The sequence below is a fragment of the Thioclava sp. ES.031 genome, assembly GCF_002563775.1.
In the GTDB taxonomy this organism is placed as follows: Bacteria; Pseudomonadota; Alphaproteobacteria; order Rhodobacterales; family Rhodobacteraceae; genus Thioclava.
This window is the reverse complement of record NZ_PDJO01000001.1, coordinates 1-23,555: the sequence shown is the minus strand read 5'-3', so window position 1 is coordinate 23,555 and position 23,555 is coordinate 1. Positions and strand designations below refer to the sequence as shown.

General features: G+C 62.2%; 24 protein-coding genes. 12 read left to right on the top strand and 12 right to left on the bottom strand.

All coding sequences use genetic code 11. The annotated features are described in order from the left end of the window. The first annotated feature begins 7 nt into the window (after window positions 1-7). Window positions 8-928, top strand: coding sequence for an epimerase (locus tag AXZ77_RS00120; protein ID WP_098409513.1), 921 nt, complete (start codon window positions 8-10; stop codon window positions 926-928). On the opposite strand, the gene AXZ77_RS00115 is transcribed toward AXZ77_RS00120, so the two are convergent. The 5 genes from AXZ77_RS00115 to leuC all read right to left on the bottom strand — a co-directional run bounded on the left by AXZ77_RS00115 (window position 892) and on the right by leuC (window position 5,702). Beyond that, on the bottom strand, window positions 892-2,040 hold the full coding sequence (locus tag AXZ77_RS00115) for an endonuclease/exonuclease/phosphatase family protein (protein ID WP_098409511.1): 1,149 nt from the start codon (window positions 2,038-2,040) through the stop codon (window positions 892-894). The genes AXZ77_RS00120 and AXZ77_RS00115 overlap by 37 nt on opposite strands. Further along, window positions 1,926-2,753, bottom strand: a complete 828-nt coding sequence (locus AXZ77_RS00110) for a hypothetical protein (RefSeq protein ID WP_141536194.1) — start codon at window positions 2,751-2,753, stop codon at window positions 1,926-1,928. Before AXZ77_RS00110 ends, AXZ77_RS00115 begins: the two co-directional genes overlap by 115 nt. 272 nt (window positions 2,754-3,025) lie before the next feature. Beyond that, window positions 3,026-3,538, bottom strand: a complete 513-nt coding sequence (locus AXZ77_RS00105) for an HdeD family acid-resistance protein (protein ID WP_098409509.1) — start codon at window positions 3,536-3,538, stop codon at window positions 3,026-3,028. A gap of 124 nt (window positions 3,539-3,662) precedes the next feature. Next, window positions 3,663-4,268, bottom strand: coding sequence for a 3-isopropylmalate dehydratase small subunit (gene leuD / locus AXZ77_RS00100; protein ID WP_078551010.1), 606 nt, complete (start codon window positions 4,266-4,268; stop codon window positions 3,663-3,665). A gap of 12 nt (window positions 4,269-4,280) precedes the next feature. Then, entirely contained in the window at window positions 4,281-5,702 is a 1,422-nt protein-coding gene (leuC, locus tag AXZ77_RS00095) for a 3-isopropylmalate dehydratase large subunit (protein WP_098409507.1), read from the bottom strand. A 247-nt stretch (window positions 5,703-5,949) separates the two neighbouring features. On the opposite strand from leuC, the gene AXZ77_RS00090 reads away from it, so the two are divergent. From AXZ77_RS00090 to AXZ77_RS00055, 8 genes are all read left to right on the top strand, one after another. Further along, complete coding sequence (locus AXZ77_RS00090; protein WP_098409505.1) at window positions 5,950-7,305, top strand: mechanosensitive ion channel family protein; 1,356 nt, start codon at window positions 5,950-5,952, stop codon at window positions 7,303-7,305. 132 nt (window positions 7,306-7,437) lie between these two features. Then, entirely contained in the window at window positions 7,438-7,800 is a 363-nt protein-coding gene (rsfS, locus tag AXZ77_RS00085; protein ID WP_098409503.1) for a ribosome silencing factor, read from the top strand. Window positions 7,801-7,810: 10 nt separating this feature from the next. Further along, complete coding sequence (rlmH, locus tag AXZ77_RS00080; RefSeq protein ID WP_098409501.1) at window positions 7,811-8,278, top strand: 23S rRNA (pseudouridine(1915)-N(3))-methyltransferase RlmH; 468 nt, start codon at window positions 7,811-7,813, stop codon at window positions 8,276-8,278. Window positions 8,279-8,389: 111 nt separating this feature from the next. Beyond that, window positions 8,390-9,109 (top strand): class I SAM-dependent methyltransferase, encoded by a 720-nt coding sequence (locus AXZ77_RS00075; RefSeq protein WP_098409499.1) that lies wholly within the window; start codon window positions 8,390-8,392, stop codon window positions 9,107-9,109. A gap of 70 nt (window positions 9,110-9,179) precedes the next feature. After that, complete coding sequence (gpmI, locus tag AXZ77_RS00070) at window positions 9,180-10,703, top strand: 2,3-bisphosphoglycerate-independent phosphoglycerate mutase (RefSeq protein ID WP_098409497.1); 1,524 nt, start codon at window positions 9,180-9,182, stop codon at window positions 10,701-10,703. Then, on the top strand, window positions 10,700-11,845 hold the full coding sequence (locus AXZ77_RS00065) for a murein hydrolase activator EnvC (protein WP_098409495.1): 1,146 nt from the start codon (window positions 10,700-10,702) through the stop codon (window positions 11,843-11,845). Before gpmI ends, AXZ77_RS00065 begins: the two co-directional genes overlap by 4 nt. Window positions 11,846-11,847: 2 nt before the next feature. Beyond that, a complete protein-coding gene (locus tag AXZ77_RS00060; protein ID WP_098409493.1) occupies window positions 11,848-13,260 on the top strand; it encodes a S41 family peptidase in 1,413 nt (470 codons plus the stop codon). Between the two features lie 29 nt (window positions 13,261-13,289). Next, window positions 13,290-13,775 carry an RNA pyrophosphohydrolase gene (locus AXZ77_RS00055; protein ID WP_098409491.1) on the top strand — a complete coding sequence of 162 codons (486 nt, stop codon included), beginning with the start codon at window positions 13,290-13,292 and terminating at the stop codon, window positions 13,773-13,775. 4 nt (window positions 13,776-13,779) lie between these two features. Here the strand turns inward: AXZ77_RS00055 and nadC are convergent, their stop codons facing one another. From nadC to AXZ77_RS00020, 7 genes are all read right to left on the bottom strand, one after another. Beyond that, complete coding sequence (gene nadC / locus AXZ77_RS00050; protein WP_098409490.1) at window positions 13,780-14,616, bottom strand: carboxylating nicotinate-nucleotide diphosphorylase; 837 nt, start codon at window positions 14,614-14,616, stop codon at window positions 13,780-13,782. 1 nt (window position 14,617) lies between these two features. Beyond that, window positions 14,618-16,168, bottom strand: a complete 1,551-nt coding sequence (locus tag AXZ77_RS00045) for an L-aspartate oxidase (protein WP_098409489.1) — start codon at window positions 16,166-16,168, stop codon at window positions 14,618-14,620. Beyond that, window positions 16,165-17,217, bottom strand: coding sequence for a quinolinate synthase NadA (gene nadA, locus AXZ77_RS00040; protein WP_098409488.1), 1,053 nt, complete (start codon window positions 17,215-17,217; stop codon window positions 16,165-16,167). The genes AXZ77_RS00045 and nadA overlap by 4 nt, the downstream gene beginning before the upstream one ends. Before the next feature lie 102 nt (window positions 17,218-17,319). Beyond that, entirely contained in the window at window positions 17,320-18,018 is a 699-nt protein-coding gene (gene dnaQ, locus AXZ77_RS00035; protein WP_098409487.1) for a DNA polymerase III subunit epsilon, read from the bottom strand. Beyond that, window positions 18,011-18,610 (bottom strand): dephospho-CoA kinase, encoded by a 600-nt coding sequence (gene coaE, locus AXZ77_RS00030; RefSeq protein WP_098409486.1) that lies wholly within the window; start codon window positions 18,608-18,610, stop codon window positions 18,011-18,013. Before coaE ends, dnaQ begins: the two co-directional genes overlap by 8 nt. Next, window positions 18,607-19,446 carry a shikimate dehydrogenase gene (locus tag AXZ77_RS00025; RefSeq protein ID WP_098409484.1) on the bottom strand — a complete coding sequence of 280 codons (840 nt, stop codon included), beginning with the start codon at window positions 19,444-19,446 and terminating at the stop codon, window positions 18,607-18,609. The genes coaE and AXZ77_RS00025 overlap by 4 nt, the downstream gene beginning before the upstream one ends. Then, complete coding sequence (locus tag AXZ77_RS00020; protein ID WP_255266372.1) at window positions 19,443-20,084, bottom strand: nucleoside triphosphate pyrophosphatase; 642 nt, start codon at window positions 20,082-20,084, stop codon at window positions 19,443-19,445. Before AXZ77_RS00020 ends, AXZ77_RS00025 begins: the two co-directional genes overlap by 4 nt. Before the next feature lie 356 nt (window positions 20,085-20,440). Here AXZ77_RS00020 and AXZ77_RS00015 point away from each other — a divergent pair, with 356 nt between their 5' ends. The 3 genes from AXZ77_RS00015 to mnmE form a co-directional block, all read left to right on the top strand. Further along, window positions 20,441-20,905: a CopD family protein gene (locus AXZ77_RS00015; protein ID WP_078541497.1), complete on the top strand. Its 465-nt coding sequence runs from the start codon at window positions 20,441-20,443 to the stop codon at window positions 20,903-20,905. A gap of 134 nt (window positions 20,906-21,039) precedes the next feature. Continuing rightward, on the top strand, window positions 21,040-22,311 hold the full coding sequence (rho, locus tag AXZ77_RS00010; protein WP_075776732.1) for a transcription termination factor Rho: 1,272 nt from the start codon (window positions 21,040-21,042) through the stop codon (window positions 22,309-22,311). A 34-nt stretch (window positions 22,312-22,345) separates the two neighbouring features. Beyond that, the coding region (gene mnmE, locus AXZ77_RS00005) for a tRNA uridine-5-carboxymethylaminomethyl(34) synthesis GTPase MnmE (protein ID WP_098409482.1) at window positions 22,346-23,555 on the top strand (1,210 nt) is incomplete at its 3' end.

The window sequence follows — 23,555 nt, the reverse complement described above, 5'->3', positions numbered from 1 at the left end:
GGGCTAAATGAATCGCAGGGTATTGATCCTGGGAATGGGCGGTTTGTTCGGATCTGCTGCGGCACGGTCCTTCAGGGCCGCTGGCTGGGACGTCGATCGCTATCGCCGGGGCACCGACATGGCGATCGCGGCGCGAGGTGCGCGGTGGATCGTGAATGCGATGAACCCGCCGAATTACCACGACTGGGCGAACCAGATCCCCCAGATCACCAAGCAGGTTCTGGCCGCGTCGCGCGATAGCGGGGCCTCCGTGATGGTGCCGGGCAATGTCTATGTCTACGGGCGCGAGCCGTCGCCGTGGAGCGCCTCTACCCCGCATCACGCCTGCACCCGCAAGGGCAAGATCCGCGCAGAGATGGAGGCGCGCTACCGCGCCCATGCCGAAGAGGGCCGTTCGGTCGCGATCCTGCGTGGCGGCGATTTCATCAATGCCGAAGCCCCCGATACGCTGCTCAACCGGGTGATGCTGAAGGATTTGCGCAAGGGCAAGATCACGTCGCTCGGCAAGCCCGATGCGCAGCGCGTCTATGCCGATCTCGAGGATATGACGCGCGTCGCGGTGCAACTGGCCGAGACCGAGGATCATACGCCCGGCCTGCTCGACCTCGGGTTTCCCGGCACCCGGTTCTCCGCGCGTGAACTGGCCGAGGAATTCTCGCGCCAGATGGGGCGCGACATCTCGATCAAGAAATTCCCGTGGACGGCGCTGCTGCTTGCCTCGCCCGCGTGGGAGCTGGCGCGCGAGCTGCGCGAAATGCGCTACCTGTTCGACATGAGCCACGAGATCGACGGCACCGACTTTCACGCACGCTTCCCGGAATTCACGCCGAAGACGCTGCAGCGCGTGGTGTTCGAGCATCTCTATATCCGGGGCCTCAAGGTCGTGCCCGATCAGGGCAACGCGATGTCGACCCAGACCATCTTGTGACGCGAGGCGGCTTCGGCCGCCTTCGCTAAGGGCGCGCCCGGCTTCGGCCAGACGACACCCGCCCCCGTCACCCTCAAGTCGGTCGACGGCAGAACGTAGTCGAGCCGCAGATTGCCCGGCCCGTCGTAGTCGGCGGTATCGAGGCCCGGATCGCCCTGATGCGCGGGATCGGCGGCTTGCGTCGCGCCATCGCTGCGCGGCTGCGGGTCCTGCAGATGCGGGCCGTTCAGCAGCAGATCAAGCGCGTCGCGCCGCCCCTCCCCGTCTTTCGGATCGAGATTGGCATCGCCCAGCAGGATCACCGGCGCCTCGGGCGGCAGCACATCGAGCTCCCCATCCAGATAGCGGAGCCAAAAGGCGCTCTCATCACGATTGCGGCGTCCGTTGCGGTCCTCGGGTCCGTCGAAAACCGGCGGCGTCGCGGCGAAGGCCAGAAGATGCAGCTGCGCGCCCGACGGCAGTTTGAGCGGCACATCCCAATGCGCGGTCGAACTGAGACGCTGCACGGACAAAGCCTCCGGCGACAGATCCGCCCCTGCGCTCTGCCCGTCGGGCAGGTCCTTCCACAGCATCTTGGAGAAATCGCGCGTCCGATCCGCCTCGATCGGGTAACGCGACAGAAGCGCCAGACCGCCCTGCCCCGGAAACCGCCCGTAGCCGTGCCCATCGCGCGCTTCACCAAGCTTGCCGTTGCCGTCGAGATCCGCCCCGCTCTGCCAGCCGCTATTGGGGCGCGGCGCAAAGAGATGCGGATAGGGCTGCGCGAAAGTCTCATTCAACGCGGCCAGCGCCTGCCCGTCATGGTCCCAGTCGATCCCGGTCAGCAAAAGCACATCCGGCGCGATCGCATCGACGATGCGGGACACAGCCGCGACCTGCGCTGTGTCATTCCGGATATCTTTCAGCAAAAGCCCCGGACCCCGGCGCGACAGCCCGGCATCCCATGTCGCCACGCGCAGGCTCTCGGCCGCGGCGGGCAGCGCCAGAAAGGCCGCGATCAGGCCGGCAAGTAGTCGCTCGCCCCAGAGGTGCGCCGCTTGTTTTCGATCATTTGCGCCACCCGCGCCAGCGCGATGCCGCGCATGAACAGGCTTGCGGGAAGGAAGGCCCATGCCGTCACCATCCAGATCATCGTGTGGGGCACTTCGAGCGTCACGATCACGAAACTGACCGAGACGAGTTTGAGCACCGCTGGAATAAGGAAGGGCAAAAGGAAGCCCAGCGCAATGTTGAACCAGGAATCGCGGCGCAGACGCTCGACCACGTCGCCGCCTGCGGTCGGGTCGAAAGTCGGCAGATTGACCCAGACGTTGAATTTCGTATGCGCCTGCGGCCAGCCCATGATCCGCATGACGATGACGAAATAGCCAAGGGTCAGCAGCGAGATCAGGTAGGCCATCCCCGCAGCGGTGCGCACCAGCGCAACCTGATGCAGAGAGGCATCCGCCGGCAGCGCGAGTTGCAGCAGGCGCACGGGGCTGTAAGGCACGTCGATGGAGCCTGCGACCGTGGTGCCCAACACCTCGATCAGCCGGGTGAGCGTCGAGGCGTGATATTGCGACTGCACGGCAAGCGAGAGCAGCAGAACGGTCAGGAACAGCGACATGAAGCGGATGCGGTTGAAAGGCGGCGCATCGCGGAACTCGATCAGACCGGGATAGACCGAGGCATATTCGAAAAGGGTCAGTGCGAAACCGAACAGCGCCATCAGCGCCACGATCTGTGCGGTGTCACTGCTTGTATCGGGCAGAATGAGCGCGGGGGTGCAGATCACCACCGCGACGAGGATCGCGCGAAAGAGCGCCCCTGAGAGACGTGAGAACACAGTTACCCTACCCTTCCCTGCGGTCGGATGCGGTACATTGCCGATCCTTTTACCCGCAAGACGCGCGCCAACTGTGGCGCGCTGCCTCAAACTTGCCATGATTTTGCCCAAGTTCCCGATCCAAGCAAATACACTTTTCAGACTCTCTGCCGTATTCGGGCATTTTCTGGAAAGACCTGGTGCGACATTGCATCAATAAAGGTGCAAAAATGTGGCAGCCTAGGGGATGGAACCATATTTTGTGGATCAAGGGGTTAGCGGATCAAAAACCCTCAGGAGTCGCGATTGGCAAAGCCGAGTGCGGCAAGCCCGACACCATCCGCCAAGAGCTGAATGCCAAGCAATAGTCCAAGGATTTGTGTCGCAATCTGATCGAATGCGGAGAAGATCAGCACGCCGATCAGGATCGAAACCGCGCCCGACAGCACGAGCATCCACCGCAGGCGCGGCCCGGCAAGGCGCAGCCCGATGAGCAAGCGCAGCGCCCCGATCAGCAGGAAGAGCACGCCGACCACCGCCGCGAGCGAAACCGTGCCGGACATCGGATCGGCCATCAGCCAGACGCCGACGACGATGTTGAGAAGGGCGATCAGCGCATGCCACGCCCGATGCGCCCCGTCGCGGTCGTTGAAGGCGAGCCACGCCTGCACCACCCCGGCGATCAGGAAGAGGATGCCGACGAAGGTGGTCAGGGCTAGCGAGGTCGCGAAGGGATTCGAGATGGCCGCAACGCCGAGAACGATGAGCACGAGGCCGGTCACAAGAAACAGGGTCGAAACGCGCATCGCATCATCCTCTCGATCTACGTCAAATGATGAACCCTACCATGGGCGCCGGGTTCCCGCGCCCCCTCTCATGTAAAAAGCCGCCCCGGTCGGAGCGGCTTTCCACGTGGCGATGCGTCGTGGGTTACACCCAGGGACGCGCCTGATGCATCTGCGTCTCGAACGTGTCGATGGCCGCGGCCTTCTCCAGCGTCAGGCCGATATCGTCGAGACCTTCGAGCAGGCAGTGCTTCTTGAAAGCGTCGACGTCGAACTTGATCGTCTCGCCTTCCGAGGTCGTGATCTCCTGGTTCTCGAGATCGACGGTCATCCGCGCGTTCGAGCCCTTCTCGGCATCCTTCATCAGCATGTCGACCTGCTCCTGCGGCAGCACGATCGGCAGCATCCCGTTCTTGAACGAGTTGTTGTAGAAGATGTCGGCGAAGGAGGTCGAAATGATCACCTTGATACCGAAATCCGCGAGCGCCCACGGCGCGTGCTCACGCGAGGAGCCGCAGCCGAAGTTGTCGCCGACCACGAGGATCTGCGCTTCGCGATATTGCGGCTTGTTGAGCACGAAGTCCGGGTTCTCGTTGCCCTGACGGTCGTAGCGCATCTCGTCGAACGCATGCACGCCGAGCCCGGTGCGCTTGATGGTTTTCAGGAAGCCCTTGGGGATGATCATATCGGTGTCGATATTGACCAGCGGCATGGGGGCGGCGATCCCGGTAACTTTTTCGAACTTTTCCATTCTCGTCGCTCCTTACGCGTCTTCCAGTTCCATCAGCTTGCGCACATCGGTCAGATGACCGGTGACAGCAGCTGCGGCGGCCATGGCCGGGCTCATCAGATGGGTGCGGCCCTTGTAGCCCTGACGCCCTTCGAAGTTGCGGTTCGAGGTCGACGCGCAACGCTCGCCCTCGGCCAGCTGGTCGGGGTTCATCGCGAGACACATCGAGCAGCCCGCCATGCGCCATTCGAAGCCTGCGTCGAGGAAGATCTTGTCCAGACCTTCTTCCTCCGCCTGCGCGCGCACGAGACCCGAGCCCGGCACGACCATCGCGCGGACGCCATCGGCCAGCTTGCGGCCTTTGACGACTTCGGCGGCAGCGCGAAGATCCTCGATCCGGCCGTTGGTGCAGGACCCGATGAAGACCACGTCGATCTTGATGTCGGTCAGCTTGGTGCCAGCTTCGAGGCCCATGTAGTCGAGCGCACGCTTGGCCGCGTCGACCTTGCCGCCGGTGAAGTCTTCCGGCGCCGGAACGAAGCCCGAGATCGGCAGCACGTCTTCGGGCGAGGTGCCCCAGGTCACGACGGGCTCGATCTCTTCGGCCTTGATGGTCACGACCTTGTCGAAATGCGCGCCCTCATCGGTGTAGAGTTGCTTCCACCAATGCAGGGCCGCTTCCCATTGCGCGCCTTTCGGAGCGTGGGCCCGGCCTTTGACATACTCAAACGTCTTCTCGTCCGGGGCGATGAGGCCCGCGCGTGCGCCGCCTTCGATCGCCATGTTGCAGACGGTCATGCGGCCTTCCATCGACAGATCGCGGATCGCTTCGCCGCAATATTCGATGACGTGGCCGGTGCCGCCGGCGGTGCCGGTCGCGCCGATGACCGAGAGCGTGATGTCCTTGGCGGTGACGCCCGGACGCAGCTTGCCGGTGATCTCGACCTTCATGTTCTTCGACTTCGACTGGATCAGCGTCTGGGTGGCCAGAACGTGCTCCACTTCCGAGGTGCCGATGCCGTGGGCGAGCGCGCCGAACGCGCCATGGGTCGCGGTGTGGCTATCGCCGCAGACGACGGTCATGCCCGGCAAGGTCCAGCCCTGTTCGGGGCCGACGATATGCACGATGCCCTGACGCACGTCGGAGACCGGGTAATAGTTCACCCCGAAATCCTTGGCGTTCTTGTCGAGCGCATCGACCTGAATCCGGCTCTCCTCGTTCTCGATCCCCTTGGCCCGGTCGAGCGTGGTCGGCACGTTGTGATCCGGAACGGCGATCGTTTTCTCCGGCGCGCGTACCTTGCGGCCCGCGATGCGCAGCCCTTCGAAGGCTTGCGGCGAGGTCACTTCGTGGACGAGGTGACGGTCGATATAGAGCAGGCTGGTGCCGTCTTCGTCTTCGGACACGACATGCGCGTCCCAGATCTTGTCATAGAGGGTCTTCGGAGCAGACATGGCTCTCACTTTCTTTGGATAGCTGATTTTGGACATGGGTATGCGGGCGCGAACGCCCAAGGGCGGCGCGCCGTCAAAGTCGTGCCAGCACCGAGCGGCTTTCGCCGTAGAAGCGCTCGCGGAGGCGGGCGCGGTCATCCATGTCGAAAACGAGTGTCATGGGGCGCTAAATACGGCGAATCCGACGCTGAGGCAATCGAAGAGTCCGTGTTTGGACTGATCGCAAAACCGGGCTAACGTCATTTCCATGGATTTCGCGAATGGGGACATCGTCAAGATATTGGCTTCGATCTGGGCACAGATCGAAATCTTCCTCAATTCGATGGTGTTGCCCTCGCGGCTCTGGCAATTCGGGATCATCGCGGCATGTTTCGCGCTGGCCCATCTCGGACGGATCTGGCTTGCGCCGAAAGTCGACGACTGGGGGCGGAGGCGCGAGCTTTCGACCCGCCAGCTACGCCTGCTGATCCTGTTCCGCCAACGTCTGCGCGGCTTCCTCTTCGTTCTTTTCGCTTGGGGCTCGGTTTTCGTGCTCGAGGCGACAAAGGGGTTTTATTCCTGGCGCTTCCTCGTGGTGCTGGCGGCGACGCTGGTCACGGCGTGGCTGGTCGTCGGCCTTGTCGCGCGGTTGATCCGCAACGCGCTTCTGCGCCGCATCGTGCGCTGGGGCGCGTGGATCTGGGTGACGCTCTATTACCTCGGGCTGTGGGACGAGACCGTGCGGCTGTTGAACGGCACGGCGGTCGAGTTCGGGGATTTCCGGATCACGGCCTACGGCGTTCTCAAGGCGCTGGTGCTGACGACGATCCTTCTGTCGGTCGCGCGGATCGTCTCGGGGCAGACCTCGGCGCGGCTGCGCACAAACGAGGATATCAGCCCCTCGATGTCGGAGCTGGTCATCAAGGTGATGCAGGTTCTGCTCTATGGCGCGGCACTGTTCATCGGGATCAAGGCGGTGGGCTTCGACCTGACCGGGCTTGCGGTTCTGTCGGGTGCGATCGGCGTGGGCCTTGGCTTCGGTCTGCAGAAAGTCGTGTCGAACCTCGTCTCGGGCGTGATCATCCTGCTGGATAAATCGATCAAGCCCGGCGACGTGATCAGCCTCGGCGAGACCTTCGGCTGGATCAATTCGCTGGGCGCGCGCTACGTTTCGGTCGTCACGCGCGACGGCAAGGAATACCTGATCCCGAACGAAGACCTGATCACCGGGCAGGTGGTCAACTGGTCGCATTCCAATGAATTCGTGCGGATCGACCTGCCCTTCGGCACCTCCTATCACGACGACCCGCACGTGGTGCGCAAGCTGGCGGTGGAGGCCGCGCAATCGGTGAACCGCGTTTTGAAGAACCGCCCGACCGTCTGTCACGTGACCGGTTTCGGGGACAGTTCGGTCGATTATCTCCTGCGGTTCTGGATCACCGACCCCGTCGAAGGGCTGACGAACGTGCGCGGGCAGGTGTTCCTCGCCTTGTGGGATACGTTCAAGGCGAACGGCATTTCGATCCCGTTCCCGCAGCGCGAAGTGCGCGTGCTCGAAGGTTCGCAACTGGACTTGCAACCCGGGCCGGAAACGCATAGCGAAAATTCGCCGCATGAAAATTGAAATTGAACCTTCGGGATGCTATTTTCGAAGGACGTCCAGCGCCGGGGCCATTTCGGCGCGTAACATCTGGAGGACCATGTCCTGTCTCATCTTTCCATCGTGCCGAGTGATGCCGGCACAAAGGCAGCGGCCATGAGTGCAAAGGCCACGAATGCCGAAGCGACGAGCGAGCAAATCCTCGCGCGCGTCATCTCTTCCCTCGAAGACGATAAGGCCGAAGATATCGTGACCATCGACCTGCGCGGTCGGTCGTCGATCGGTGACTACATGGTGATCTGCTCCGGGCGCAGCACGCGTCAGGTCAGCGCCATCGCCGAGAAACTGACCGAACGGCTGAAGCACGATTTCGACCGGGCTTGCAAAGTCGAGGGCAAGGACCAGGGCGACTGGGTGCTGATCGACAGCTCCGACGTCATCGTTCACGTCTTCCGCCCGGAAGTGCGCGAGTTCTATCAGCTGGAAAAGATGTGGATGCCCGCGGGCGCCCCCGTCTGAGTTCGGCTGCATGAAGATCACGATCTGCGCGGTGGGCCGCTTGCGCAAGGGGCCCGAGCGCGAGTTGATCGACGACTACCTGAAACGCTTCGAGAAATCCGGGCGCGCCTTCGGGCTCGGCCCGGCTTCCGTCGTTGAAGTCGAAGACAAGAAAGGCCTGGGGCAGGGCGCGGAGGCCGACCTGCTGAGCCGCGCCATTCCCGACGGATCGGTGATCGTCACGCTCGACGAGCGCGGCAACCTGATTTCCTCGCCGGAATTCGCCACGAAGCTGCAAGGCTGGCGCGATCAGGCGCGCGATGTGGCTTTCGTGATCGGCGGCGCGGACGGGATCGACCCGTCCCTGCGCAGCCGCGCGGAGTTCTCCATCTCCTTCGGAAAGATGGTCTGGCCGCATCTGCTGGCCCGCGTCATGCTGACCGAGCAGATTTACCGCGCCGGACAGATCATCGCCGGCACCCCCTATCACCGCGTCTGATCAGCACATCTTAACCTGTGCCATTTTATCCTGAGCTCTCATCAACGGCTTGCGCCGTGTCGCGGCAACGTTACGCTGCGTCAGAAAATGATGTCCAGCAGGTCAGGCTCCATGAATACACTTCGCGACATGAACATTTCCGGCGCGTCCATTTCGCGCGAGGCGATGATGCTGATGGGCTTCCAGCGCACGCGCCAGATTTCCGGCACCGCGCGCAAGGCCTGGGAAGCTGGCGACAGGGAGCCCGCGCTGGAAGAAGTCGGGGCCCGCAACGAGGAGATCTTCCGCGGGGCGCTCGCCGAGGTCTTCACCGAGTATCTCCCGCTACGCAAGGCGCTTCAGGAAACCAGTCGACGCCCGACCCATGTGATCGACATCGGCTGCGGACAGGGTCTCAACGACGCGTTGCTGATCAAGGATTACGATTGCGCCGTGACCCTGATCGATATCGAGGAAACCCCGGAGCAATACCATTTCTGGAGCGATACCGGAGCGGGCTATGCTTCGCTCGACGCGGCGGCGGCGTTTCTGCGCGACAATGGCGCCGACGCTGTCGAGACGCTCAACCCGGTCAAGCAGCCTGATGCTCTGGAGGGGGTCACGGGCGATCTCGTCACCAGCCTGATTTCCTGCGGTTTCCACTATCCGATCGGCGACTATCTCGACCTTATGATGCGGGTGATCCGAGATGGTGGCGCGGTCGTGCTGGACCTGCGTCGGCGCTACATGAACAAGCCAGACGCGGCGCTCTCGACGCTACTCGAGGCCACGCGACAGACCGAAATCCTCAGCTATGAGAAGAAAGCCCGGCGGATCATGTTCCAGGCCTGAGGCGCACAAGCCCCCGGTTGCCGCGACGGCTTGCGAGGCGTATGAGGGGGCAACAGATTAGGAGGCCGCCATGACCCGCCCGAAACCCGTCGTCCTGTGCATTCTCGATGGCTTTGGCGAGCGAAAGGAGCGCGAAGGCAACGCGCCCCTGCTGGCCGATACCCCGAACCTCGACCGTGTCCTGTGGAACAACCCGGCGAAATCGACGCTGGTGACCTTCGGCCCCGATGTCGGTCTGCCGAGCGGTCAGATGGGCAATTCCGAGGTCGGCCATACCAATATCGGCGCAGGCCGGGTGGTGGCGATGGATCTGGGCCAGATCGATCTGGCGATCGAGGACGGGTCTTTCTTCAAGAACGAGGCGATCCTGTCCTTCATCGACACGATGAAAGAGAGCGGCGGGCGGGCGCATCTGATGGGCGTCATCTCGGACGGTGGCGTGCATGGCCATATCGAACATACGCTCGCCGCGGCAAAGATGGTCTCGGAGGCGGGCGTTCCGGTGCTGATCCACGCGATCACCGACGGGCGCGATGTGGCACCCGATAGCGCGAAGTCCTTCGTCTCCGATCTCTGCGACCGGCTGCCCGAAGGCTGCACGGTCGTCACGGTCGATGGGCGCTATTACGCGATGGACCGCGACAATCGTTGGGAGCGCGTGGGCCTTGCCTATGACGCGATGATCAACGGCAAAGGGCAGGGGGCCGACACCGCCGTGGCCGCGGTCGAAGCCAGCTACGACAAGAAGGAAATGGACGAATTCATCAAGCCCACCGTGATCGGCGATTACGAGGGCGCAAAGGATGGCGACGGGTTCTTCTGTCTCAATTTCCGCGCTGACCGGGCCCGTGAAATCCTGCGCGCGATCGGCGAGCCGGACTTCTCGGAATTCGAGACCGGCTCGCGTCCGAAATGGGCGGCGCTGCTGGGGATGGTCGAGTATTCCGACAAGCATAACGCCTATATGAAGACCGCCTATCCGAAGCGCGAGATCGTCAACACGCTCGGCGAATGGATTTCGAAACAAGGGCTTAGCCAGTTTCACCTCGCCGAGACCGAGAAATACCCGCATGTGACCTTCTTCCTCAACGGCGGCAAGGAGGAGCCGTGGGAAGGCGAAGACCGCTACATGCCGAAATCGCCCAAGGTCGCGACCTATGACCTGCAGCCCGAGATGAGCGCACCGGAAGTCACCGACAAATTCGTCGAGGCGATCGAGACCGGGTACGACCTGATCATCGTGAACTACGCCAATCCCGATATGGTCGGCCATACCGGCTCGCTGGAAGCCGCGATCGCTGCGGTGGAAGAGATCGACCACGATATCGGCCGCGTCGTCGAGGCGCTGGAGGCTGCGGGCGGCGCGATGATCATTACCGCCGATCACGGCAATTGCGAAACCATGATCGATCCGGAAACCGGCGGGCCGCATACTGCGCATACGACGAACCTCGTTCCGGTCTCACTGGTCGGTGGACCCGAGGGCGCCAAGCTGCGCGAAGGTCGGCTCGCGGATCTCGCGCCGACGCTGCTGGAACTCATGCAGATCGAGCAGCCCGAGGAAATGACCGGAAAGAGCCTGATCGTATCGTGATCCGTGCCGCCCTCGCAGCTCTACTGATCTCGGCCGGGCCGCTTTGGGCGGAAGGATCGGGCGACGCCGCACTCAAGGCCTCGGCCGATCTGCGCAAAGCGATCACCGCGCTCGATGCGGCGCAGTCGAAATCCGACCGCATCGCGGCGCTGACGAAAACGATCCACGCCTATGAACAGGGGCTGAGCGCGTTGCGCGACGGGTTGCGCCGGGCCGCGATCCGCGAGCGCGAGATCAAGCAAGGGTTCGACGCGAAACGCGAGGAGCTTGGCGGGCTGCTGGCCGTGATGTCGACGATGCAGCAATCCGACGGGCCGCTTCTGTTGTTGCATCCCTCGGGTCCCGAAGGCTCGGCCCGCTCGGGGATGGTGCTGTCTTCGGTCGCGCCGGCCTTGCAGGAAGAGGCGCAGAAGCTGAGCGTCCACCTCAAGGAGATCGCGACGCTCCGCAAGCTGCAGGAAAACGCGCGTGAGACGCTGGAAGCGGGGATGGTTTCGGTGACCAAGGCGCGCACCGCGCTGTCCGAGGCGATCTCGGAACGCCGTGAGAAACTGCCCCAGCGCTATCTCGAAGAACCCGAGGAGCTGACCGCGCTGGTGCAAAGCGCCGATACGCTCGAAGGCTTCGCGACGGGCCTGAGCGATATGGAAAACGATATCGGCCCGCCGCGCGGCGACTTCGCGGGCGCGAAAGGCACGCTGAATCTCCCGGTGATCGGCTCGGTTCTGCGGAGCTTCAACGAGCCCGATGCCGCGGGGATCAAACGTCCCGGCCTCGTGATCGCAAGTGAGCCGGGCTCCTTGGTCACAACGCCCTGGGCTGCGACAATTCGCTACCGTGGTCCGTTGCTCGACTACGGAAATGTGATGGTTCTCGAACCCGCAGATGGATATCTTCTGGTTCTTGCGGGCCTCGGAACCGTCTATGGTGAGGTCGGAGACGTGCTGCCAAAGGGCACGCCCATTGGTTTGATGGGCGGAATTCAGCCGGGAGCGAAGGAATTCGGCAAGGAATTCGTGCAGGCGGCGACAGATGGCGCTGGTGCAGATCGCAGCGAGACGCTTTATTTGGAACTGAGAGAGGGCGGTAAGCCCGTGGACCCGACGCCGTGGTTCATCCAGACAAAAGACGACAAGGGTTGAGTATGAAAAAGTTCATGATGGCAGCGGTTGGCGGCACGCTCGCGGGGGCGCTTTTGTCCACGCAAGTCGCGGCGCCGCTGATGGCCGAAGAAACGAAACGCAACGAGACCGTCTACCAGCAGCTGGACCTGTTCGGCGACATTTTCGAGAAAATCCGCCAGGACTACGTTGAGCCGGTGGACAGCAAGAAGCTGATCGAAGCCGCGATCAACGGCATGCTCAGCTCGCTCGATCCGCATTCCAGCTACCTGCCGCCCTCCGATTACAGCGACATGCGCGTCCAGACGCGCGGCTCCTTCGGCGGTCTCGGCATCGAGGTCACGCAGGAAGACGGCTTCGTGAAAGTCGTCTCGCCGATGGACGGCACGCCCGCGGCCGAGGCTGGCATCAAGTCCGGCGATTTCATCACCGCGGTCGATGGCGAGTCCCTGATGGGTATCCCGCTCGATCAGGCGGTGGACAAGATGCGCGGGCCGGTCGGTTCGGACATCACCGTGACCATCGTGCGCGAAGGCGAGCAGGATCCGTTCGACGTCACGCTGACCCGCGACACGATCAAGCTGACCGCCGTGAAGGGCCGCCATGACGGCGATACCGTCATCCTGCGCATCACCACGTTCAACGACCAGACCTTCCCGAACCTCGAATCCTCGATCAAGGAGCAGGTGAAAGAAGTCGGCGGCATGGACAAGGTCGATGGTTTCATCGTCGATCTGCGCAACAACCCCGGCGGTCTGCTGACGCAGGCGATCAAGACGGCGGATGCGTTCCTCGACAAGGGCGAGATCGTCTCCACTCGCGGCCGGAACCCGCAGGATAGCGAGCGCTTCAACGCGACCGCAGGCGACATGGCGGACGGCAAGCCGATCGTCGTGCTCATCAACGGTGGTTCGGCCTCGGCGTCGGAAATCGTTACCGGTGCGCTGCAGGATCATCACCGCGCGATCGTCGTCGGCACCAAGAGCTTCGGTAAAGGCTCGGTCCAGACGGTCATGCCGATCCAGGGCGAGGGCGCGATGCGTCTGACCACCGCGCGCTACTACACGCCGTCGGGCCGCTCGATCCAGTCGCTGGGCATCGCCCCCGACGTGGTCGTGCCGCAGCCCGATCAGCCGAAATCCGAGGATAAGGCCGCCGAAGGCGATAACGCCCGCAAGATGACCTCCGAGGCCGATCTGAAGGGTGCGATCACCAACGACTCGATGACCGAGGACGAGAAGCAGCAGGCCGAGGACGAGCGCGCGAAAGCCGAAGAGGCCGCGAAGCGCCGGATGGAAGATTTCCAGATGTCCTACGCAATCGACCTGATCAAAGGCCTCTCGGCCATCGCCCCCGAGACGACGGCTGACACCGCCTCGACGCAGAAGGCCGAAGCGCCCAGCGACGATGGCAAATCCGACACGCAGCAGAATTGAGGGAAGGGGCCTTCGGGCCCCTTTTTCATATGACCCCCGAAGAGATCGTTAAACTTCCTTACCGCCGCAATGTCGGCGTCGTGTTGATGAACCCCGCTGGCCTCGTGTTCGCAGGCCAGCGCATCGACAATCCCGGCCCGGCGTGGCAGATGCCGCAAGGCGGGATCGACAAGGGTGAGAAGCCGAAAGAAGCAGCCCTACGCGAGCTGGAAGAAGAGACCGGGGTGAACCCCGATCTCGTCGAAATCGTCGCCAAAACCTCCGATTGGGTGCGCTACGACCTGCCGAATGATCTTGTGCCAAAAATCTGGAACGGTCGGTGGCGTGGGCAGGAGCAGAAATGGTTCCTGATGCGCTTCCTCGGCTCCGACGATCAGGTGCAGATCGAGACCGACCATCCCGAATTCTCGGTCTGGCAGTGGATGCCCTTCGACGAGCTGGTCGAGAATATCGTGCCCTTCAAACGCTCGGTCTATGAGGCCGTGCGCGCCGAATTCAGAGACTATCTCGGCTGAATTCTCAGAAATCGAGGCCCAGATCGAGCGTCCGGGCCGAATGGGTGAGCGCACCGGAGGAGATGTAATCCACACCGGTCGCCGCCACTTCGGCGATCCGCTCGAGCGTCATGTTTCCCGAGGCTTCCAGAACCACGCGGCCCGCATTCAGCGCCACGGCCGCGCGCAGTTCCGCGCTGTCCATATTGTCGAGTAGAATGACATCGGCCCCGCCGATCTTCAGCGCCTCTTCCATCTGGCGCAGCGTGTCGACTTCCAGCTCGATCCGCATCATGTGGCTGCGCGCCGCTTTCGCCGCTTCGAGCACCGCGCGCACGCCACCAGCCGCCGCGATATGGTTGTCCTTGATCAGGATCGCGTCGGACAGGCCGTAACGATGGTTAAAACCGCCACCATGGGTCACTGCGGCCTTCTCCAGAACACGCAGCCCCGGCGTGGTCTTCCGCGTACAGGTGATACGCGCCTTGGTGCCTTCGGTTTTCGCGACAAAACCCGCGGTTTTCGTGGCGATCCCGCTCAGACGGCCCGCGAAATTCAACGCAACACGCTCCGCCATCAGAATCGAGGCCGCCGATCCGTCGACCGTCAGCAAGGTCTCCCCAGCCTTGCACGGTTTGCCATCGGCGATCAGGATCGACACGCGCAGCGTCGGATCGACCAGCCGGAACGCCATCGCCGCGACCTGCATTCCCGAAACAACGCCATTTTCGCGCGCTTTCAGCCGCGCGGAATAGGTTTTGCCCGCCGGGATCACCGCATTGGTCGTCGCGTCGCCCATGGGCGAAAGGTCTTCGACCAGCGCGGCGCGGACAATCGGTTCGATCAGCAAATCGGGCAGCATGTCAGTCCTCCAAGGCTGCGGCGCGGATTTTCAGCGCCTCCTCCAGCGTAATTTTCGTTCTTTCCGCCAGCTTCGGGTTCATCTCCGGGAAATCCGAGCGGAAATGTCCCCCGCGGCTCTCTTCGCGTGCAAGGGCCGCCGCAGCAATCAACGTGGCCGTGGCGGTCATGTTCCGCATCGTTTCCGTGCGGGCCTCCGCTTCGATCTGCGAAATAACGCGAAGCGCGGCTTTCAAACCGTCCGCATCGCGCACGACGCCGACGCCGTCGGTCATCGCTTTTCGCAGGACCTGAACGGCTGGCTCATTCACCGGGACATCGCCTTGCGGGAAATCTGGGTTAACCGTTTCGACGTCGGGAATCTCCCCAAGCTCCGCGGCGATCCCGACAGCGCAAATTCGCGCGAAGACCAAGGCCTCCAGCAATCCGTTCGAAGCCAGACGGTTCGCCCCATGAAGCCCGGTCGACGACGCCTCGCCACAGACCCAAAGCCGATCGAGAGAACTGCGCCCTTCGAGATCAGTATCGATCCCGCCCATGTGGTAATGCGCGGCGGGCGCAACGGGAATCACGCCGGAAACAGGGTCTATTCCAGCCCTTTCGCAAGCTTCGGCGACGGCCGGGAAACGCGTTAGAACCTCGGCCCCAAGGGCTGCGCGCGTATCCAGAGCTGGCTCTCGACCGGCTTTGCGTTCCAGATACACCGCCCGGGCCACGATGTCGCGCGGCGCAAGCTCGGCATCTGGATGAACCGAAAGCATGAAGCGTTCGCCATCCGCGTTAACGAGTGTTGCGCCCTCACCGCGCAGCGCTTCGGTCGCAAGCGGGGCAGGGTCTTCACCACTTGCGATCGCGGTCGGATGGAACTGCACGAATTCCGGATCGGCGATCCGCGCCCCGGCGCGCGCCGCCATCCCGATCACCTGCCCACGAATGCGCGGCGGGTTCGTCGTGACGGCAAACAGCCCTCCCGAGCCGCCGCCCGCCAGCAAGACCGCCGGGCTTTTGATCAGCACGGGCCCCGAGGGTTCAACTGCGCGCTCGATCCAGACGCCGGTGACGCGCCCATCCTCCGTCTCCAGATGCGTCGCCAAAACGCCCTCGAGAACCTGAACCGATGGGGTCTGCCGGACCGCGGCCACGAGGGTCTGCATGATCTCGCGCCCGGCCTGGTCGCCCTTCACCCGAACGACGCGCGCGTGGCTATGCGCCGCCTCGCGCGACATCACATAATCGCCCTCCGGATCGCGGTCGAAAGGCGTGCCGAGTTCGGTCAATGCGAGGATGTGCTGACGCGCTTCTTCGGTCACCAAATGCGCGATTTGCGGTGAAACAGTGCCTGCTCCGGCGATCATCGTGTCGCGCGCATGGGAGGCGGGCGTATCGCCAACCGACATCGCGGCCGCGACACCTCCCTGGGCCCAGGCCGAGGAGGCGCCTTCGCCCAAAGTCTCCGGCGAGATGATGAGAACGGGGCGGGGCGCAAGGCTGAGCGCCGCATAAAGCGCCCCCAGACCGGCGCCGACGATGATGATCCGTCGCGTTTCGATCACTTCGCGAGGGTCCGGGACAGCTCGATCATCCGCTCGACCGCGACGCGCGCCTTTTCGGCGATCTGCGGATCGACGATCACTTCCTCGGTCCCGGTATGCAGCGACCACAGGATTTTCTCGAGCGTGATCTTCTTCATGTAGGGGCACATATTGCAGGGCCCCACAAAATCTACTTCCGGCAAGGCGTCTGCGATGTTGGACGCCATCGAGCATTCCGTGACCAACATCGCCTCTTTCGGCTTGTTGGTTTCGACGTAGTTGATGATGCCCGACGTCGAGCCCGAGAAATCCGACGCCGCGACGACGTCGGGCGGGCATTCGGGGTGCGCGATGATCCTTGTGTCGGGATGCATCGAGCGGAAGTCATTGATATCCTTAGCAGTATACTGCTCGTGGACGATGCACGAGCCCTCCCACCAGACGACATTCTTCTCGGGGACCTCGTTCGCCACGTTCTGCGCGAGATACTGGTCCGGGGTCATGATCACCGTGTCGCTCTCCATCGCGCGCACGATCTGCGCAGCGTTGGACGAGGTGCAGCAGATATCGGACGCCGCTTTCACCTCGGCGGTCGTGTTAACGTAGCTTACAACGGGCGCACCGGGATATTTGGCGCGCATCTCCGCGATACCGTCGGCGGTGATAGACTCCGCCAGCGAACAACCGGCTTTCATATCAGGGATGAGGACAGTCTTGGCGGGGTTCAGGATCTTCGACGTCTCGGCCATGAAGTGCACGCCACATTGGACGATCGTCCCGGCCTGAACCTTCGTGGCCTCGATGGCGAGCTGCAGACTGTCACCCACAACATCTGCTACGCCGTGATAGATTTCCGGCGTCATGTAGTTATGCGCGAGGATAACCGCGTTTTTCTCTTTTTTCAGACGATTGATCGCGCGGATGTAGGGCGCGTAGCGCGCGAAGTCCGGCAAGGGGATAACGCGATCCATCTTTGCATGGATGTCCCGCATTTCCTCTGCCAGCTCAATGGATGGCGCAAGATCGTACGTCTCGGCCAGCGTGGCACGCATTTCGGTCAGGTCCAGCATGGACGGTCCTCCCGCTCTCTCCCTAAGAAGCCCCCGATTTAAGGGAGGTTGACGCTCGGTTAAATGGAAAACTTGCGTATTATGTCAGAAAACCCGACGTTTTCAGTCGTAGCGGTTCCAGATCGCAGCTTCGCCGAGCTGGGCTACGAAGGCAGCATGCGCCTCGGCCTCCTCGGCAGTCAAGCGCGGGGGCAGGGGCTCGGGGCGAGGCTTCGGGCGCCAGTCTTGATTGGCTCCCGCCTGACGTTTCTGTCCCGTTTCAACGGGTTGCAACCCAAATCCCGGCTGCCGGCCACCGATCAGCTCAAGATAGACCTCGGCCAGAATCTCACTATCGAGCAACGCGCCGTGCAGAGTCCGCGACGAGTTGTCGATGCTGAAACGGCGGCACAGCGCATCGAGCGTCGCGGGCGAGCCCGGAAATCTCCGCCGCGCCATTGCCAGCGTATCGAGCGCGCGATCGTCCGGGATCAGTGGCATTCCGGCCCAGCCAAGCTCGGCATTCAGGAATTTCATGTCGAACTTGGCATTGTGGATCACGAGGACCGAGTCCGTGCCGATGAAATTCAGAAATTCGAGGCCGATCTGGGCGAATTTGGGTTTGTCCGACAGGAATTCGTCGCCCAGCCCGTGCACCTGAAAAGCTTCCTGCGGCATCGACCGCTCAGGGTTAATGTACTGGTGATAGGTGTTACCGGTCGGCATGTGGTTGAAGAGCTCAACCGCACCGATCTCGACGATCCGGTCGCCTTCTCCCGGCTCGAAGCCCGTGGTTTCGGTATCGAGAACGATTTCACGCATCTTGCTCACCCCTGATCTTCGCAATCAGGTTTCGCACATCTTGGCGGGTCTGCTCAAGATCGAGGGTTTCGATGACGAAGGTTGCGCGACGTCGTTTCTCCGCATCCGGCATCTGGCGCGACAGAATGAAATCGAGCTGAGCCTCGGTCATGTCAGGCCGTTCGAGAACACGCGCGCGCTGAACCTCTGCCGGGGCGGTGACCACGAGCGTTGCATCGCAGGCGGCATCGGCCCCGGTCTCGAACAAAAGCGGAATATCGAGGAGGATCAGATCCGCCTCCGGATGCGCGGCGATGAAGTCGCTTCGCGAGGCCGTGGTGAGCGGATGAACGATCGATTCAAGGCGGGTTAGAGCCTTTTTATCGCTGGCGAGCAGCTTTTTCAGCTCGGCCCGGTCCACCGCTCCATCCTTGACCGCAGACGGAAAGGCCGCGGCAATCGGCGCAACGGCCTCTCCACCCTTGGCGTAGAGATCGTGCACCGTCCGATCGGCATCCCACACGGGAATTCCCGCTTCGGCAAACATCGCAGCCGTCGTGGATTTTCCCATCCCGATGGAGCCGGTCAGCCCGAGCAGGAAAGGATTGCTCATGCCCCGAGCACCGCGTTGCGGACAGTTTCGGTCACCTCCGGGCGCTGACCGAACCAGCGCTCGAACCCGGGGACGGCTTGATGCAGAAGCATTCCGAGGCCATCGACCACGGTGCATCCCACATCTTCAGCCTCGGCGAGGAATTTCGTCTTAAGAGGTGTGTAGACGAGATCGCAGCAGGTCGCGCTTGGCCGCAACGCATCGAGCGGAACGCGGAATTCCGATTTGCCGACCATGCCGAGCGAGGTCGTGTTCACGACGGTCGCGGCATCTTCGAGCATATTGCCCGCCTGCACCCAATCGTAAACGACGAGACGCGCGCCGAATTCCTGACGCAGCGCATCTGCGCGCGCACGGGTGCGGTTCGAGATACGAATTTCCGGCGCGCCACTTTCAAGAAGCGAGGCGACGATGGCACGCGCAGCGCCGCCAGCGCCCAGAACTGCGGCCGGGCCGGACTTGGGATCCCAGTTCGGCGCATTCTGCCGCAGATTGGCAATGAACCCGTAACCATCTGTATTATCGGCGTAAATCTTTCCGTCAGGACGGAAGACCAAGGTATTCGCAGCCCCGATCAGTGCCGCGCGATCGGAAATGACATCGGCGATCTCGAGCGCGCGGATCTTGTGCGGGATGGTGACATTGGTGCCGACGAACCCCGCTTTCGGCAGGCTCCGCAGCACGGTTTCCAAATCGTCTCTCGTCACATCCATCGGAATGTAGAACCCGTCGATTCCATATTCGGCAAGCCAGGTCCGGAACAGGAGCGGCGAGCGCGAATGCGCGACCGGCGATCCGATGACGCCGGCGAGGGGAATACGCGGATGATCCGTCATGTCGTGAAATCTCCTCGGGCGTGCAGCCAGTTCAGGAATTCGATCAGGGGAAGGCCCAGGACGGCAAAATAGTCGCCTTGGACGCGGGAGAAAAGACGGACGCCTTCTTCCTCGAGTTTGTAGCTGCCGACCGACCAGCGGATGCTGTCCCAGTTGCGGGCGACGTAATCGTCGATGAACGGCTCCGACAGCGTGTGCATCGTGAGACGCACTTCGCCGACATGCCGCCAAAGCGGCTCGCCATCCCGGATCGCGACCATCGCGGAAAGAAGTTTGTGGGTCTGGCCGGAGAGGGCGCGCAGCTGCGATTTCGCATCTTCCGGCGTTTCCGGCTTCGACAAAACCGCGCCTTTGAGCTCGAGAACCTGATCCGCGCCGATCACCAATTCCCCGGGGTGGCGCGCCGAGAGCTTCGCCGCCTTCATCTCGGCAAGCAGGTCCGCCACATCGCGCGGCTTCGCCTCTTCGGCCTCCAAACTCCGGCGGATCATGTCTTCATCGATGCGCGCAGGGGTCACGGTCACGGACAGGCCGGCGTTGCGCAAAAGCTGCGCGCGGATTTCTGAGGCGGAGGCGAGGAGGATGTTCATGAACTTGTGGATAAGCGGGCGCAGAAGTCTCGGGGTCGAATTGGGCATAACGCGGATCGGCGGATTACTCCACCGGATCGGCGCGTTTCATGGCAGATTTGCGAAACTTGTCCACCTGTGGAATTCGGATTCGAGCCGTTGGGGACATGCCGGGGATTTCACAATTTTCTCCCAAGGGTTATCCACAGGGTGACGTTGTGACTCTCCAAAAAAGAATCACGCGATATCAATATTTTACGAAACATGTATCGAGTAAAAGATTAGTGCTCGCCGGATGTTTTCCGCCTGTGGAGAAAGTCTTGATAAAGTGTTAATCCACATCATCAACAGGCCCTACATCATCATCATCTTTTTCTTTAAAGAATCTTTTTTGAAGATGATGGCAGCTGTCAGCCGGAGGCGAGATGACCGATTTCCTGAGCACTTGGTATTTGTGGATCAAAGCACTGCATGTGATGGCGATCATCACCTGGATGGCAGCCCTGTTCTATTTGCCGCGACTTTACGTTTACCACGTCGAGGGGCTGAACAAGGCGGGCATGGAGCGCGATAGCGACCAGGAGCTTCTGTTCCGGCATCAGGAACGGCTTCTTCTCAAGGCGATCATGAACCCGGGGATGATCGCGAGCTGGCTCTTCGGTCTGATGCTGGTCTTCACGCCGGGGATCGTCGACTGGTCGAGCATCTGGCCGTGGACGAAGGCAGCCGCCGTTCTCGGCATGACCTGGTTCCACATGTGGTGCGCGAAGGAACGCAAGGCGCTCGCAGAGGGCAGGGCGAACCGCAGCGGGCGCTACTACCGGATGATGAACGAGATCCCGACCATCTTCATGATCGTTATCGTCGCCTCGGTCATCGTGAAATTCTGACTTTCGTTGACTCAGCGACTCTTTGTGCTTATCTGCGGGATCAAGCCACGGCCGTCCTGGTCGACCGGTTTTTCTGAGACACGACGAATTTTCGCGCCCACCGCTCTGGTGAGGCGCCAGCTGCAGGTGATCCGATGAGTGATGAACGCCTCAATCTCTCCGATTTGAAAGCCAAGAGCCCGAAGGAACTTCTGGCGCTGGCCGAAGAGTGGGAGATCGAAAACGCCTCGACGATGCGCAAGGGCGAGATGATGTTCTCGATCCTGAAGGAACATGCCGAGGATGACTGGGTCATCGGCGGCGATGGCGTGCTGGAAGTGTTGCAGGACGGCTTCGGCTTCCTGCGCTCGACCGAAGCGAACTATCTGCCAGGTCCCGACGATATCTACGTTTCGCCAGACATGATCCGCCAGCACAGCCTGCGCACCGGCGATACCGTCGAAGGCGTGATCCGTGCGCCTGGTGAGAACGAGCGCTATTTCGCGTTAACGAAGGTTGAGCGGATCAACTTCGAGGAACCGGAGAGGGCGCGCCACAAGGTCGCTTTCGACAACCTCACGCCGCTCTATCCCGACGAGCGTCTGAAGATGGAAATCGAGGATCCGACGATCAAGGATCGCTCGGCCCGGATCATCGACCTCGTCGCCCCGATCGGGAAGGGCCAGCGTTCGCTGATCGTCGCGCCGCCGCGGACCGGTAAGACGGTTCTGCTGCAGAACATCGCGACGTCGATCGAGCGCAACCACCCGGAATGTTATCTCATCGTCCTGCTGATCGACGAACGCCCGGAAGAAGTTACGGACATGCAGCGCTCGGTGAAGGGCGAGGTGATCTCCTCGACCTTCGACGAACCGGCGACGCGCCACGTTGCGGTCTCCGATATGGTCATCGAAAAGGCCAAGCGTCTGGTCGAACATAAGCGCGATGTCGTTATTTTGCTGGACTCGATCACCCGTCTGGGTCGCGCCTTCAACACCGTTGTTCCGAGCTCGGGCAAGGTGCTGACCGGTGGTGTGGACGCCAACGCTCTGCAACGCCCCAAGCGCTTCTTCGGGGCTGCGCGGAACATCGAAGAGGGCGGCTCGCTGACCATCATCGCGACCGCGCTGATCGATACCGGCTCGCGGATGGACGAAGTCATCTTCGAAGAATTCAAGGGCACCGGTAACTCTGAAATCGTGCTGGACCGCAAGGTTGCCGATAAGCGCGTCTTCCCGGCGATGGACATTCTCAAATCCGGCACCCGGAAAGAGGATCTGCTCGTCGATCAGAAGGATCTTCAGAAAACTTACCTTCTGCGCCGCATCCTGAACCCGATGGGAACGACCGATGCGATCGAGTTCCTGATTTCGAAGCTCAAGCAGACCAAGACGAACTCGGAATTCTTCGACTCGATGAACGGCTGAGGCCGTCCTATCTTCCGCAGGGAAGAGGATTGCTATGGACACGATCTATGCACTGGCCACGGCCCGCGGAAAAGCGGGCGTGGCCGTCATTCGTATTTCAGGACCGCTGGCGTGGCAGGCGGCGCGAGACTTGGCGGGGACCCTGCCGGAACCGCGTGTCGCCGGTCTGCGGCGGTTGCGGCTCGCGGGTGAGGAGCTCGACGAGGCGGTGGTGCTGTGTTTCGAGCGCGGCGCCAGCTTTACCGGTGAAGAGGTCGCGGAACTGCATATCCACGGCGCGATTGCGACGATTTCTGCCGTTCTGCGCGCGCTTGGGCAGATCGATGGGTTGCGGCTTGCGGAACCGGGAGAATTTACTCGGCGGGCGTTGGAGAACGAACGGCTCGATCTGGCGCAGGTCGAAGGGCTGTCCGATCTGATCGAGGCGGAGACCGAAGCGCAGCGCAAGCAGGCATTGAAGGTTCTGTCGGGTGCGGTTGGCGCTCTGGTCGAGGATTGGCGCGCAAAGCTGATCCGGGCGGGGGCGTTGATCGAAGCCACGATCGACTTCGCGGATGAGGAAGTTCCGGTCGATGTCTCGCCCGAGGTGTTGGAGCTGATCGACGCGGTCAGCGCCGGAATTCGCGATGAATTGCGCCGGCTTGGCGCGGCGGAGCGTATTCGCGAAGGGTTCGAGGTCGCGATTGTCGGGCGTCCCAATGCCGGGAAATCAACCTTGCTTAACGCGCTCGCGGGGCGAGAAGCGGCGATCACTTCCGAATTCGCAGGAACGACGCGCGACGTCATCGAGGTGCGGATGGAGATTGGCGGGCAGGCGGTGACGTTGCTCGACACCGCTGGCCTGCGCGAAACCGACGATGTCGTGGAAGCGATCGGGGTGGAACGGGCGCTCGACCGCGCGCGTCAGTCCGATCTGCGCGTTTTCCTGCTCGACGGCGAGGAAGTCCCGCTGATCGCGCCGGAGCCGGGCGATCTGGTGGTGCATGGCAAAGCCGATATCGCTGCGCATGATGGGCTGAACGTCTCCGGTAAAACGGGGGCGGGGCTTGGCGAATTGCTCTCTGCGATCGAAGAACGTCTGTCCGGGCTTGGCGAAGGCGCCGGCGTAATGACGCGCGAACGGCACAGGGTTGCGATGCAGCGCGCATTCGGGGCTTTGGAATCGGCGCGAGATGAGGTATTGCGCGGGTCCGACCGAAGCGAGCTGGCAGCGGAATCACTGCGCCAGGCGGCTTGGGCGCTCG

What these genes read in the sequence shown, in the direction of transcription:
- AXZ77_RS00120 (WP_098409513.1), top strand. Translation starts at nt 8, where the DNA reads ATGAATCGCAGGGTATTGATCCTGGGAATGGGCGGTTTGTTCGGATCT.
- AXZ77_RS00115 (WP_098409511.1), bottom strand. Translation starts at nt 2,040, where the DNA reads ATGGGCCTTCCTTCCCGCAAGCCTGTTCATGCGCGGCATCGCGCTGGC.
- AXZ77_RS00105 (WP_098409509.1), bottom strand. Translation starts at nt 3,538, where the DNA reads ATGCGCGTTTCGACCCTGTTTCTTGTGACCGGCCTCGTGCTCATCGTT.
- leuD (WP_078551010.1), bottom strand. Translation starts at nt 4,268, where the DNA reads ATGGAAAAGTTCGAAAAAGTTACCGGGATCGCCGCCCCCATGCCGCTG.
- leuC (WP_098409507.1), bottom strand. Translation starts at nt 5,702, where the DNA reads ATGTCTGCTCCGAAGACCCTCTATGACAAGATCTGGGACGCGCATGTC.
- AXZ77_RS00090 (WP_098409505.1), top strand. Translation starts at nt 5,950, where the DNA reads ATGGATTTCGCGAATGGGGACATCGTCAAGATATTGGCTTCGATCTGG.
- rsfS (WP_098409503.1), top strand. Translation starts at nt 7,438, where the DNA reads ATGAGTGCAAAGGCCACGAATGCCGAAGCGACGAGCGAGCAAATCCTC.
- rlmH (WP_098409501.1), top strand. Translation starts at nt 7,811, where the DNA reads ATGAAGATCACGATCTGCGCGGTGGGCCGCTTGCGCAAGGGGCCCGAG.
- AXZ77_RS00075 (WP_098409499.1), top strand. Translation starts at nt 8,390, where the DNA reads ATGAATACACTTCGCGACATGAACATTTCCGGCGCGTCCATTTCGCGC.
- gpmI (WP_098409497.1), top strand. Translation starts at nt 9,180, where the DNA reads ATGACCCGCCCGAAACCCGTCGTCCTGTGCATTCTCGATGGCTTTGGC.
- AXZ77_RS00060 (WP_098409493.1), top strand. Translation starts at nt 11,848, where the DNA reads ATGAAAAAGTTCATGATGGCAGCGGTTGGCGGCACGCTCGCGGGGGCG.
- AXZ77_RS00055 (WP_098409491.1), top strand. Translation starts at nt 13,290, where the DNA reads ATGACCCCCGAAGAGATCGTTAAACTTCCTTACCGCCGCAATGTCGGC.
- nadC (WP_098409490.1), bottom strand. Translation starts at nt 14,616, where the DNA reads ATGCTGCCCGATTTGCTGATCGAACCGATTGTCCGCGCCGCGCTGGTC.
- nadA (WP_098409488.1), bottom strand. Translation starts at nt 17,217, where the DNA reads ATGCTGGACCTGACCGAAATGCGTGCCACGCTGGCCGAGACGTACGAT.
- dnaQ (WP_098409487.1), bottom strand. Translation starts at nt 18,018, where the DNA reads ATGCGTGAAATCGTTCTCGATACCGAAACCACGGGCTTCGAGCCGGGA.
- coaE (WP_098409486.1), bottom strand. Translation starts at nt 18,610, where the DNA reads ATGAGCAATCCTTTCCTGCTCGGGCTGACCGGCTCCATCGGGATGGGA.
- AXZ77_RS00025 (WP_098409484.1), bottom strand. Translation starts at nt 19,446, where the DNA reads ATGACGGATCATCCGCGTATTCCCCTCGCCGGCGTCATCGGATCGCCG.
- AXZ77_RS00020 (WP_255266372.1), bottom strand. Translation starts at nt 20,084, where the DNA reads ATGCCCAATTCGACCCCGAGACTTCTGCGCCCGCTTATCCACAAGTTC.
- AXZ77_RS00015 (WP_078541497.1), top strand. Translation starts at nt 20,441, where the DNA reads ATGACCGATTTCCTGAGCACTTGGTATTTGTGGATCAAAGCACTGCAT.
- rho (WP_075776732.1), top strand. Translation starts at nt 21,040, where the DNA reads ATGAGTGATGAACGCCTCAATCTCTCCGATTTGAAAGCCAAGAGCCCG.